Source organism: Pectobacterium wasabiae CFBP 3304, from assembly GCF_001742185.1.
GTDB classification, from domain to species: Bacteria; Pseudomonadota; Gammaproteobacteria; order Enterobacterales; family Enterobacteriaceae; genus Pectobacterium; species Pectobacterium wasabiae.
Genome location: NZ_CP015750.1, coordinates 4,540,927 through 4,553,254, shown reverse-complemented (window position 1 = coordinate 4,553,254; position 12,328 = coordinate 4,540,927). Strand labels below are relative to the sequence as shown.

10 protein-coding genes are annotated in these 12,328 nt (G+C 49.3%); 5 read left to right on the top strand and 5 right to left on the bottom strand.

Annotated elements, in window-relative coordinates:
• Positions 1-34: 34 nt before the first annotated feature.
• The gene (gene gstA / locus A7983_RS20675) at positions 35-643 is read right to left on the bottom strand and encodes a glutathione transferase GstA (protein ID WP_005972528.1); all 609 of its coding nucleotides are present in this window, start codon (positions 641-643) and stop codon (positions 35-37) included.
• 893 nt (positions 644-1,536) lie between these two features.
• Here gstA and A7983_RS20670 point away from each other — a divergent pair.
• Both A7983_RS20670 and acnA read left to right on the top strand, forming a co-directional pair.
• Entirely contained in the window at positions 1,537-2,820 is a 1,284-nt protein-coding gene (locus A7983_RS20670) for a dicarboxylate/amino acid:cation symporter (RefSeq protein WP_005972526.1), read from the top strand.
• Positions 2,821-3,095: 275 nt separating this feature from the next.
• Positions 3,096-5,768, top strand: a complete 2,673-nt coding sequence (gene acnA / locus A7983_RS20660; RefSeq protein ID WP_005972524.1) for an aconitate hydratase AcnA — start codon at positions 3,096-3,098, stop codon at positions 5,766-5,768.
• Between the two features lie 92 nt (positions 5,769-5,860).
• Here acnA and A7983_RS20655 read toward each other — a convergent pair whose 3' ends face one another.
• Positions 5,861-6,397, bottom strand: coding sequence for a putative T6SS immunity periplasmic lipoprotein (locus tag A7983_RS20655; RefSeq protein ID WP_235778000.1), 537 nt, complete (start codon positions 6,395-6,397; stop codon positions 5,861-5,863).
• Positions 6,398-6,572: 175 nt separating this feature from the next.
• Between A7983_RS20655 and A7983_RS20650 the strand changes: the two genes are divergently transcribed.
• Positions 6,573-8,207, top strand: a complete 1,635-nt coding sequence (locus A7983_RS20650; protein ID WP_005972520.1) for an ABC transporter substrate-binding protein — start codon at positions 6,573-6,575, stop codon at positions 8,205-8,207.
• 68 nt (positions 8,208-8,275) lie between these two features.
• Here A7983_RS20650 and ribA read toward each other — a convergent pair whose 3' ends face one another.
• Positions 8,276-8,869 carry a GTP cyclohydrolase II gene (ribA, locus tag A7983_RS20645; protein WP_005972518.1) on the bottom strand — a complete coding sequence of 198 codons (594 nt, stop codon included), beginning with the start codon at positions 8,867-8,869 and terminating at the stop codon, positions 8,276-8,278.
• A 275-nt stretch (positions 8,870-9,144) separates the two neighbouring features.
• Here ribA and pgpB point away from each other — a divergent pair, with 275 nt between their 5' ends.
• A complete protein-coding gene (gene pgpB, locus A7983_RS20640) occupies positions 9,145-9,921 on the top strand; it encodes a phosphatidylglycerophosphatase B (RefSeq protein WP_005972516.1) in 777 nt (258 codons plus the stop codon).
• Positions 9,922-9,970: 49 nt separating this feature from the next.
• Here the strand turns inward: pgpB and A7983_RS20635 are convergent, their stop codons facing one another.
• The gene (locus A7983_RS20635) at positions 9,971-10,765 is read right to left on the bottom strand and encodes a MalY/PatB family protein (RefSeq protein ID WP_039478497.1); all 795 of its coding nucleotides are present in this window, start codon (positions 10,763-10,765) and stop codon (positions 9,971-9,973) included.
• Between the two features lie 2 nt (positions 10,766-10,767).
• Positions 10,768-11,121 (bottom strand): beta C-S lyase family protein, encoded by a 354-nt coding sequence (locus A7983_RS24050; protein WP_005972512.1) that lies wholly within the window; start codon positions 11,119-11,121, stop codon positions 10,768-10,770.
• Positions 11,122-11,349: 228 nt separating this feature from the next.
• On the opposite strand from A7983_RS24050, the gene A7983_RS20625 reads away from it, so the two are divergent.
• Positions 11,350-12,291 (top strand): D-ribose ABC transporter substrate-binding protein, encoded by a 942-nt coding sequence (locus tag A7983_RS20625; RefSeq protein WP_005972510.1) that lies wholly within the window; start codon positions 11,350-11,352, stop codon positions 12,289-12,291.
• The last annotated feature ends 37 nt before the right edge of the window (positions 12,292-12,328 follow it).

The window sequence follows — 12,328 nt, the reverse complement described above, 5'->3', positions numbered from 1 at the left end:
AATAACGCCCCGAATTCTGGGGCGTTATTACGTGTTAACCTTTCAACCTTTCAACCTTAAGTGCGGTAGCGACGGAAGGGCGCTCGGCAATATGGTCGAGATAGGCGGCCAGCGCAGGGTAGCGGAACATATCCAGCTTTAACGACTGTGCCCAGCGCATCACGGTAAACAGATACGCATCGGCGATACTGAAGCGGTTGGCGACCAAATAGTTTTGTTCGCTCAACACCAGGTTGATATAACGGAATTTGACCTGCAAATACTCAGTCAATAGCTCTTTATACGTTTCCGGCGTACCGGGACGGAAGATCGGTGTAAACGTTTTGTGCAGTTCAGCGGAAATGTAATTCAGCCATTCAATCGTATGGTAGCGTGCTGTACTCCCGGTGGGGGCGATAAGGTTACAGTGCGGAACCAGATCGGCGATGTATTCGGCAATAGCGACGCCTTCAGTCAAGATAGATCCATCATCGAGCTCTAATGCTGGCACCATTCCCTTTGGATTGATGGACATATAGTCGATTCCACGCTCTGTCTTTTTCGTGCGCAGGTTGACCTTCTCCAGTTTGAACTCCAATTTGGATTCGATCAAAACGATGTGTGTAAAAAGAGAACTGCTTTCAGCCTTGTAAAACAGTTTCATGAAAACCCCTTTCTATTATTATTTTTCCACCAACACATGCGCTGATGATTGTTGAATGACGCCATGTCGTTTTTTTACAACAAAACGTAACGATAGAGTGTGAGGCTTCTTGCAAAATACTCCTTATGTATGATTGTCGTATGAAATTTGGGCGATTTTGACGGAGTAAAGTCAAATTATCATGCTATTCAGGGACTACTTTGCGGGTTTGAGCGTTTCGCCATGCGGAGAATGATGTCACATGTAATACATACCACTGACTGTGGTACGGATCGCTCATTGGTCACCAGAGACGGTGTGCAGGTAGACGCAGCGATAGTACGGGTAAAGCCGCTAAATAAAGCGATCTGGCTACTTTTTGAAGCAAATACTGTAAATCGGCTGTGTGAGTGATGTTTTTCAGCGAGAGATCGCTAGATGTTAATTAATTATTACTAACTTTATTGATAAGAAAAATTTCATTAGTGACAGGTTTCGTATTTTTCATGATAACGTCAATTTAAGTTATTCCCCCATGGTTAACGTATCATTAATATTTTAAAAATAGGAAAGGGTATGAAGGGACGTTGTTTTCGTGTTATTCCGAATGAACTACCCCTTTATTTATCGTATGTAATAAAGGAGAGGTAGTCATGCTCAATGATTTTCGCAGAAAGCACGTAATATTAATTAACTATGACGTTTCCCATTATACGTTACGTGGCGTCGAGAAATCCGCTATCAATGATGGAAAATAAATACGCTTCCCGAACCACAATGAACACCACATCAAGACACAGATAATACTATGAAAAAATCGGATGAGCCGTGGGTCGCTTACGACCGTGCATTAGGCGACTAACCGTTACTAATAATGTGTATTGTCTGAATCTATTCATTACCATGAGGTTACTATGAAAAAGAACCGGTTATTATTTTTTATAGCCTTAGCTATTATTTTCGGAATTATTGTTGGTGGAGCTTGTCATTCTTTATTGACTGTGCAGGAAGCCAAAGAGGTGGTGTCCTACTTTAATTTAGTGACCGATGTTTTTCTTCGTCTGATAAAAATGATTATTGCACCCTTGGTATTTGCAACGCTAGTCTCTGGTCTTGCCAGTATGGGGAATTCTTCCTCTGTCGGCCGAATAGGGCTGAAAGCGATGGTGTGGTTTATTTGCTCTTCACTGGTTTCTCTTTTTATTGGCATGGTGTTGGCAAATATCTTTGAGCCAGGTGTTGGGATGAATCTCGCCATCCCAAGTACACCAATTCAGGTAGATACTGGTGTGAGTACCGGCGGATTTACACTGAAAAGCTTTATTGCTCATATCTTTCCACGCAGCATCGTCGAAGCAATGGCGAATAACGAAATATTGCAGATCCTGGTGTTCTCCATGTTTTTCGGTTCGGCGCTGGCCTTTGTGAAAGGCCAAAATAAGCATGCCGTCACGATGGAGTCGATGATAGAGGAACTGGCGAAAGTGATGTTTCGGGTGACGGATTATGTCATGCGATTAGCGCCCTTGGCGGTATTTTCCTCATTAGCGTCTTCTATTACGACCGAAGGTCTGGGATTACTCTTTGACTTTGGCAAAGTCATTGGTGAATTCTATATTGGGTTGGCGTTGCTATGGGGGCTAATGTTCGGCGCCGCTGCGCTGTTCCTCGGGAAGAAAGCAACCTGGGGACTGCTCAAACTGCTACGTGAACCCAGCATGCTGGCGTTTGCTACGGCAAGTAGCGAAGCGGCCTATCCGAAAACGATGGAGGCACTGAGCGAATTCGGCGTTCCTAAAAAAATCACCAGCTTCGTACTCCCGCTGGGCTATTCCTTTAACCTTGTCGGCTCGATGATTTATCAGGCTTTTGCGATTCTGTTTATCGCGCAGGCCTACAATATTCACCTGAGTTTGACGCAACAAACGCTGATTCTGCTGACGTTGATGATCACGAGTAAAGGCATGGCGGGTGTCGCTCGCGCGGCGGTGGTGGTGGTAGCAGCCACATTGCCGATGTTCGGCTTACCCGAAGCGGGTATTTTACTGATTATTGGTATCGATCAGTTTCTGGATATGGGCCGCACGGCGACCAATGTCATTGGTAACGGCATGGCGACAGCGGTGGTTGCCAAACTGGAACAAAACCATGACCATTCCGATGAAGAAGCCCCTGCGATGGCGACTGGGAATGTCTAAATCCGCTTAAGATTACTATGCTGAGACAGACGGCCTTCGGGCCGTTTTTCTCTATTCTTGTGTTCAGTATCCTCTGTCCGCTGCCGCTATTATTTTCTATCCCATCTGCGTTCCTCTTTTCAATAGCTAACGGCTATCGCTGCGTTCATATCAACTTGTTGCAAAAACGTTATTTTTTGTTTGTGTTATCTTTAAATAAGACCGCAAGATCAGGCTGGTTATTCATTAATCGCCCGATGCAGAATAACGAATAGCAAGTTAATTTGGGAGGAAGCATGTCATCACATCTTCGCGAAACGTGTCTGGATACACTGACGGTACGACAGCAGACTTACCATTATTACAGCCTGCCGCAGGCGGCGAAAACGCTCGGCAATATCGATAAATTACCCAAGTCACTCAAGGTATTGCTGGAAAATTTGTTACGTCATCAGGACGGTGACACGGTAGAGCAAGACGATCTTCAGGCGGTGGTGGACTGGCTGAAGACCGGCCACGTCGATCGGGAAATTGCCTATCGTCCCGCGCGTGTATTGATGCAGGACTTTACCGGCGTGCCTGCCGTGGTCGATCTGGCGGCGATGCGAGCGGCGGTGAAACGACTGGGCGGCGATGTTAATAAGGTTAATCCGCTATCGCCAGTCGATCTGGTTATCGACCACTCGGTTACGGTTGATCACTTCGGCGATCGTCAGGCGCTAGCGGATAACACGCAGTTGGAAATGGCGCGTAACCGTGAACGTTATGAGTTTCTACGCTGGGGGCAACATGCCTTTAGCCACTTTAGCGTTGTGCCGCCGGGAACCGGGATCTGCCACCAGGTGAATCTGGAGTATCTCGCCAAGGCTATTTGGTACGAAAAGCAGGGCGACAAACAGTTTGCCTATCCTGATACGCTGGTGGGGACAGACTCACACACCACCATGATTAACGGCTTAGGCGTACTCGGCTGGGGTGTCGGTGGGATCGAAGCCGAAGCCGCGATGTTGGGGCAACCTGTTTCGATGCTGATCCCTGATGTGGTCGGCGTCAAGCTAAGTGGCAAAATGCGCGAAGGGATCACGGCAACCGATCTGGTTCTAACGGTAACGCAGATGCTGCGTAAGCACGGCGTGGTCGGCAAATTTGTGGAATTTTACGGCGATGGGCTGGATTCGCTGCCGCTGGCGGATCGTGCGACTATCGCTAACATGGCACCAGAATATGGTGCAACCTGTGGCTTCTTCCCTATCGATAACATTACGCTGGATTACATGCGGTTGACCAACCGCACAGAAGAACAGATTGCCCTGGTGGAAGCCTACAGTAAGCAGCAGGGGCTGTGGCGCAATGCTGGGGATGAGCCGGTATTTACCAGCCAGCTTGCGCTGGATTTGGCAACAGTGGAAACCAGTCTGGCAGGACCGAAGCGTCCACAGGATCGTGTGCCGCTGGCTGGCGTGCCGGACGCCTTTAAAGCCAGTCGAGAGCTGGATATCAGTTCGGTGAAAAATCGCTCTGACTATGAAGCGTTCACATTGGGAGGTGAGACACACCGCTTGCATCAGGGCGCGGTCGTGATTGCCGCGATCACCTCATGCACGAATACCTCCAACCCTAGCGTGCTGATGACGGCCGGACTGCTGGCAAAAAATGCCGTAGAGCGTGGCTTGAAAACCAAGCCGTGGGTTAAAACGTCGCTGGCACCGGGCTCACGGGTCGTCACGGATTACTATGCTAAAGCGGGATTAACGCCGTATCTCGACGAACTGGGATTTAATCTGGTGGGCTATGGCTGTACCACCTGTATTGGTAACTCTGGTCCGCTGCCGGATGCGATTGAAGCCGCGATAAAAGCAGGCGATCTGACAGTCGGTGCGGTGTTGTCCGGTAACCGTAACTTTGAAGGCCGTATTCATCCACTGGTGAAAACGAACTGGCTGGCATCACCACCGCTGGTGGTCGCGTATGCGCTGGCGGGGAATATGAACATCGATCTGACACAAGAACCGCTGGGGGAAGATGGTGACGGCAAAGCAGTCTATCTGAAAGACATCTGGCCTTCGACGAAGGCGGTGGCGGACGCGGTATTGAATGTCAGCGCAGGCATGTTCCACCAACAATATGCGGCGGTGTTTGAAGGAACAGAGGAGTGGCAAGACATTGAGGTCGACGACAACCCTACCTATCAATGGCCGGAAGAGTCAACCTATATTCGTCAGACGCCTTTCTTTCTGGAGATGGGGAAAGAACCTGAGCCGGTTCAGGATATCCACAAGGCGCGCATTCTGGCGATGCTGGGGGATTCGGTCACGACCGACCATATCTCACCGGCAGGTAACATCAAGCGCGATAGCCCAGCAGGAAAATATTTACTGGAGCGAGGCGTCGAAACCACGGAGTTCAATTCTTACGGTTCACGGCGCGGTAACCATGAAGTGATGATGCGTGGCACGTTTGCCAACATCCGTATCCGTAATGAGATGGTGGCGGGTAAAGAGGGCGGCTATACCCGTCATATTCCGTCGCAGAATGAGATGACGATCTATGATGCGGCGATGCGCTACAAGGAGGAGGGGGTCTCGTTGGCGCTGTTTGCTGGGAAAGAGTATGGCTCTGGATCGAGTCGTGACTGGGCGGCGAAAGGCCCACGCTTGCTGGGTGTCCGCGTGGTGATCGCCGAGTCGTTCGAGCGTATCCATCGCTCTAACCTGATTGGGATGGGGATCCTGCCGCTGGAATTTCCTGACGGTATGACGCGTAAAACGTTGCAATTAACCGGTGACGAGCAAATTTCGATTACGGGATTAAATCAACTAACACCGGGTGCCACCGTTGAAGTAAATATCACGGGTGCTGATGGTCATACGCAGACGATCAAGACCCGTTGCCGCATCGACACGCGTAATGAACTGACCTATTACCAAAACGACGGTATTCTGCATTACGTTATCCGCAATATGCTGTAATTTTATATACAGCCACCACGAGCAGAAAATCTGCTCGTGGTGCTTCGTCCATAATTCGATATCTCTTTTCTATATGCCTGAAAAAGCGAACATCAATAATAAGTGGCTTCATCTTCCCTAAGCGGCACGCTCCGAATGCTGCCGTTCGTCATCGCTATCGCAGACACGATGCTTCTTCGCGAATCACTGTGCTTTTTCGATTGCAGGATATACCTGACGACGTATGTCCTGTCGTCTAAAAAGCGGTAAAAAGAAGGAGGAATGCACAGTTCGCCCTGTGACACGATCACACTGGGATTGTCATACTGCATCCATTCCTGCGGCGGGGCGAATCTTGTACTAATCACAATAAGCGTTGGTTGGTAATCCACAGGCTCATTAACTAAAAAACAAACATTGTCTTTAACTTGCCTGACCGACGTTAATTCATCTGGCTGCAATCTGTCACCTGGGCCGGGACAGCCGACAAGTAGAAACGTTGTCACTGTAAGCAGAAGCGCCGGTATTTTAGTACTACATGTCATGGTTAATTCCAGAGAAAGAATGGCATCGCTGCGTTTACCGAACGTGAACGATTGCTGGCAGCCCAGCTTACTTCGATTTCCGGTGATGAAGAACGAGATATTCATCTTGGTGTACCTGCGCACGTTTTCCCGCATTAAATCCTCGTATCCTCTGGCGAATTATGGTTATGTTGTTGTAACGCTAACTCTATGGGGAATAAGTAAAAATTATTTCTCAACCACGCCCCGATAACAACGCGAATACCGCTTGAAGTATGACGGGGATATAACAGGAGGTTATATGAATGATGTAATCAAAAAACGTTTTAAACACTCGTTGCTGCTTCTTACTTTGTGTGCAGCGGGGGGGATAAGCTCGGCTTTTGCTGCCCAGGTTCCCGCTGGTGTGGTATTGGCGGACAAGCAAGAGCTGGTACGAGGTAATAGTTCAGAGCCTGCTTCGTTGGATCCGCATAAGGTAGAAAGCGATGTAGAAGGCCATATTATCAACGACTTCTTCGATAATCTGGTGCGCGTAGGTGATGACGGCACGATACAGCCGCGACTGGCCGAACGTTGGGATAATAAAGACAACACCGTGTGGACGTTCCACCTGCGGCCTGATGCCAAATGGTCTGATGGTTCGCCGCTGACCGCCGACGATGTGGTTTACAGTTGGCGACGCCTTGGCGATCCTAAAACGCTGTCGCCTTATGGCAGCTACGTCGCCAGTATGTACGTGAAGAATGCGGCAGATATTATGGTGGGCAAAAAGGCACCAGACACGCTGGGCATAAAGGCGCTGGATAGCCATACCGTTGAAGTTACGCTGGAACGTCCGCTTTCTTATTTCCTGGAAATGTCGGCTTATCATGTGCTGGTGCCATTGCCGAAAGCGGTGCTGGAAAAATACCCAGAAAACTGGACGCAGGTCGGGCATTTTGTTAGCAGCGGCCCTTATACGATGAGCGAATGGGTGGTTAACGAACGTATCGTCGGTAAGCGCAATAGTCAGTATTGGGATGATGCGCATACCGTGATTAACAAAGTCACGTACCTGCCGATTAGCTCGCAGGCGGCGGAACTGAATCGCTATAAATCCGGTGAAATTGATATCACGGGGCTTCTGTCGCCCGTGCAGTTTGCGTCACTGCAAAAAGAATATCCGCAGGAGGTGAAAGTTTCGCCGCTGTTGTCTACCTACTTCTATCAGTTCAATACGCAAAAACCGCCGTTTGATGATGTCAGAGTGCGCCGCGCCTTAGACCTGAGTTTGGATAAAGCGGTTATCGCTGAAAAAGTGATGGGCATGGGGCAGAAGCCCGCATATAGCCTGGTTCCTCAAAACACCGGGGGCTATACGCGGCAGGAGCCAGAATGGGCAGGCTGGACGCAAGAGCAGCGTAATGCGGAAGCGAAAAAATTGCTGGAAGAGGCCGGTTTTAACGCGAAAAACCCGCTGCGCTTTAACCTGCTTTATAACACGTCAGAATCGCATTTGCGTGTTGCTATCGCGGCGAATTCAATGTGGAAAAAGAACCTCGGCGTAGAGGCAACATTACAGAATCAGGAATGGAAAACCATGCTGGATACGATCCGCTCCGGCAGCTATGAGGTAGTTCGCTATTCATGGAATGGTGATTACAATGAGCCGAGTACCTTCCTGGAAATTCTGCAATCGGGTAACAGCAACAACAATTCTAAATTCAGTAACGCGGAATATGATGCGCTGCTGCAAAAAGCGCTAACGGTAGACAGTCGGCAGGAAAGGCAGGGGATTTATCAGCAGGCAATGACGATTCTGAACCAGCAGATGCCACTTCTGCCGATTTATTATTATGTCCAGCCACAGATGGTGAAACCTTACATCGGTGGGTTCTTGCCCGATATCCGTGGTAATTACTACACACAGGATATATATGTGATTAAACAGTAGGCAAAAAAAGACCGCCGGTAACATACTGGCGGTCTGTGCCTGTGAGCAAATAACGCTATTCGGAATCGTTATTTGATGTCCAGCATGTGCCCCATTTTAGCCGCCTTGGTGGCTAGATAGTGTTCATTCTTCGGGTTGCGCCCGACGATTAATGGCACACGCTCGACAATGTTGATGCCTGCTTCGTTGAGGATTTTGACTTTCTGCGGATTATTCGTCAGCAGGCGAACTGCATCAACGTCCAGCAGCTTGAACATGTCAGCGCATAGCGTGAAGTCGCGCTCGTCGGCGGCGAACCCGAGTTGATGGTTAGCTTCCACTGTATCTGCTCCCAGATCCTGCAATGCATAAGCGCGGATCTTATTGAGCAACCCAATGTTACGGCCTTCCTGACGATGGTATAACAGCACGCCGCGGCCTTCTTCGGCGATGTGACCCAAGGCGGCCTCAAGCTGGAAACCACAGTCACAGCGCAGACTAAACAAGGCATCTCCCGTCAGGCACTCGGAATGCACGCGGGCAAGTACGGGAACTGAACCGGAAATATCACCATAAACCAGCGCAAGGTGGTCATGGCCTGTAGCGATTTCTTCAAAACCCACCATCAGAAAATCGCCCCACGGAGTGGGTAATTTGGCTTCCGCCACCCGTTTTAGTTGCATACTTTTCTCCAAAAACGCGGTATCCAAAAAAAGCTGTGTCCAAAAAAAGTGCTGAGGCGAATCCTACTGCGACCTATCGTGCTTGACCAGCAAAAAAGCCTGTCTAAGAACATCACAAAAATTGAATTACAGCCTGACCTGACCTCAGTTTGGTTTCATCTTCGTTGACAGAACTGAGCGCTATTTTACGCCATACTGACAGTTCATGTCGGATTTTCTGATAGAATTGTGAAAGTTTTGTTGCAAGGCATCATGCTGAATTATGGGAAGAAATTATGTACGACATTGCCAAACGAACCACCATTGGTGCCGCGCTATTGCTGATTATGCCAATGATTATCTGGATGAGCGGCTGGCAGTGGCAACCCGAGTATGGCGGGCCTTGGTTGCGTGTACTCTTTTGGATCACCGAGACGGTGACATCGCCGTGGGGCATTCTGACTAGTATAGTGCTAAGTATCTGGTTTCTCTGGTGCCTGCGTTTTCGTCTGAAACCTGCTCTTGGCCTGTTGGTTATTATGGCGATTACGGTGTTGGTTGGGCAGGGAATCAAATCGGTGATTAAAGAGTGGGCGCAGGAATCCCGGCCTTATGTTGTCTGGCTGGAGAAAAATCATCAGGTGGATGATAGCTATTTCTATTCGCTACCGCGCAAGGATCGCTCGGAACTGGTGAAAACGCAGTTGCAGGATCAAACCCAGATCCCACAATGGCTGCGCAGCCACTGGCAGTTTGAAACCGGCTTTGCTTTTCCCTCTGGACATACCCTGTTTGCCGCGACCTGGGCACTGCTAGGCGTTGGGTTACTGTGGGCACGTCGCCATTATAAAACCGTGGCGATCCTGATGCTTTGGGCCAGTGGCGTCATGGGCAGCCGTCTGGTACTCGGCATGCATTGGCCGCAGGATCTGGTGGTGGCGACGTTAATCAGTTGGTTGCTAGTGGTGGTCGCCAGTTGGCTGGCGCAGCGTTGGTGCGGCCCGCTATCGCTCCGGTATGAAGAAATCAAAGAACAGGCGGAAGAGGATGCCGCCGAGAATAAATCCTCATAGATGGTAGTAGAACTAAAATCGAAGGGGCGATATCGAAGAGACTATAACGTTATGAAAATGCCTGTTGTAGACGTTCTAGCCCTTCGAGAAGCACGGATCTTGGGCAAGCAAAGTTGATACGTTCGAACCCATCGCCTTGCGGGCCGAATGTCTCACCCCAAGTCAGGCCTACTCCAGCCTTGTCCAGAATGATATTTTTAAGTTCTTCTGCTGACAGTTGATATGCTCTGAAATCCAGCCAGGCAATATAGCCGCCGCCCGGCCTAATGAGTCTGATATCCGGCATGTTTTGACTGAAAAATGCATCCATAACATCAAGGTTTTCCTGAAGATAAGCGTTAAGCTCGTTAAGCCATGCTTTGCCGTCACGGTAAGCCGCCTCTGCGGCTGCAATGCTGAAAATATTCGTCGCGAAGTCAAAATCCATACCCACTCTGATTTTCTCCAACTGCTCCCACATTACTTTGTTCGGGATGATACCGATTGCGTAGGTTAGCCCCTGTAAGTTGAAGGCTTTGGAAGGAGAAGTTAGGGTCACTGAGTGGCGTTGGCTTGCAGAAGAAACACTGCCATAAGGAACAAACTCGCTATCGTCGTAGGTAAGATAGCTATTAATCTCATCCGAAACCACAGTGACTGCGTGTTGTTCGCAGATGCCAGCGACAATAGACAGTTCCTTACGGCTGAGCATGAGCCCCGTTGGGTTGTGCGGGTTAATTAGAAAAAATAACTTCACTTTATTTTTGACGATAATCTGCTCAAATTCCTCGGCATCAAACGCGTAATGATGGCCGTTATAGTGCAGTGGTTGTGCCACGACTTTCCGACCCGCGCCTTCAATCACGCTCACTGCTGGGTGAAAATACGGAGCATGAAGCAGGTATAGGCTTGCAAGCACAGGGAAAACAGCGCCCACATCCCTGGGCAATTAGTCAGCCATTCGGGTTTCATATTCCAGTTATGGTTGTACTTGAACCACTCAGTGACGGCTTGATAATAGGTATCTGGCTTATATTCATAAGCATACATACCGCTTTCAGCCTTGCGAACCAGCGCTTCGCGTATGCAGGAGGGTGAAGGGAAGTCCATATCTGCCGTACCGAAAGAAATAATATCTGCTCGTTTATAACGTCCCCATTTTATGGAGGATAAGTTACTTCTATCAATGACGAGATCGAAGATGCAATCTTGCTCAACCATGTGCCGATGTCCTTATGAGAGTAGCGTCGCAAACTAGCTCAATGATAAACACTATCTCTCTAACCAAGCGGTAGATTCAACTTTTCTTACTTCCCGCACAAAATGTAAACAATTTGTGAGCGACTTCGCTATTCCTGATTTTGCTGTTGGACAATTTTTCGGTTGGTTGTAAAACTTCATGTGAATGTTAATTCAATATTGAATATATATTCAAACAGGAGAATAACAATGAAACCTTACCGTCTGAAATCCTCCCTGCTGGCTATCATGTTTTCCCTGTCTGCTGGCACGTTCGCCGCAGATAACGGCTTGATCGCCATTATTACTCCTTCACACGACAATCCCTTCTTTAAAGCGGAAGCCGAAGGTGCCAGAACCAAAGCTGCCGAGCTGGGTTACACCACGCTGGTGGCATCGCATGACGATGATGTTAGTAAGCAAAACCAACTGATTGAAACGGCCATTGCCCGCAAGGCGAAAGCCATCATTCTGGATAATGCCGGGGCCGATGCCACTATTGGCCCGTTGAAGAAAGCGAAAGCAGCGGGTATTCCTGCGTTCCTGATCGACCGTGAAATTAATGAAACCGGCGTGGCTGTGGCGCAGATCGTCTCCAATAACTATCAGGGCGCGCAGCTCGGCGCGGAAAAATTTGTCGAACTGATGGGACAGAAAGGTAAGTACGTTGAGCTGATTGGGCGTGAGTCGGACACCAATGCGCACGTCCGTTCGCAGGGCTACCACGATGTGATCGATCAATATAGCGACATGAAGCGCGTGGCCAGACAAACCGCGAACTGGAGCCAGACGGAAGCGTTTACCCGCATGGAGGCCATCTTGCAGGCAAACCCGGATATCACCGGTGTGATTTCCGGCAACGACACGATGGCGTTGGGGGCGGAAGCGGCGCTGAAAGCGGCGGGGCGTCACGATGTGATTGTGGTGGGTTTTGACGGCAGTGACTACGTCCGTGATTCCATCATCAATAAAGGCAACATCAAGGCCACGGTGCTGCAACCCGGCTGGCAACAGGCACAGATGGCGGTTGAACAGGCGGATTACTACCTGAAGAACGGCAAAGCACAGCACGATGAAAAACAACTGATGGACTGCATTCTGATCGATGAATCTAATGCGAACAAACTCAACACCTTTGCGTTGAAACCGTAATCGAGGCAGCAGGTGCGCTAGCGCCTGCTGATAGAGG

What these genes read in the sequence shown, in the direction of transcription:
- acnA (WP_005972524.1), top strand. Translation starts at nt 3,096, where the DNA reads ATGTCATCACATCTTCGCGAAACGTGTCTGGATACACTGACGGTACGA.
- gstA (WP_005972528.1), bottom strand. Translation starts at nt 643, where the DNA reads ATGAAACTGTTTTACAAGGCTGAAAGCAGTTCTCTTTTTACACACATC.
- ribA (WP_005972518.1), bottom strand. Translation starts at nt 8,869, where the DNA reads ATGCAACTAAAACGGGTGGCGGAAGCCAAATTACCCACTCCGTGGGGC.
- pgpB (WP_005972516.1), top strand. Translation starts at nt 9,145, where the DNA reads ATGTACGACATTGCCAAACGAACCACCATTGGTGCCGCGCTATTGCTG.
- A7983_RS20655 (WP_235778000.1), bottom strand. Translation starts at nt 6,397, where the DNA reads ATGAATATCTCGTTCTTCATCACCGGAAATCGAAGTAAGCTGGGCTGC.
- A7983_RS20670 (WP_005972526.1), top strand. Translation starts at nt 1,537, where the DNA reads ATGAAAAAGAACCGGTTATTATTTTTTATAGCCTTAGCTATTATTTTC.
- A7983_RS24050 (WP_005972512.1), bottom strand. Translation starts at nt 11,121, where the DNA reads ATGGTTGAGCAAGATTGCATCTTCGATCTCGTCATTGATAGAAGTAAC.
- A7983_RS20625 (WP_005972510.1), top strand. Translation starts at nt 11,350, where the DNA reads ATGAAACCTTACCGTCTGAAATCCTCCCTGCTGGCTATCATGTTTTCC.
- A7983_RS20650 (WP_005972520.1), top strand. Translation starts at nt 6,573, where the DNA reads ATGAATGATGTAATCAAAAAACGTTTTAAACACTCGTTGCTGCTTCTT.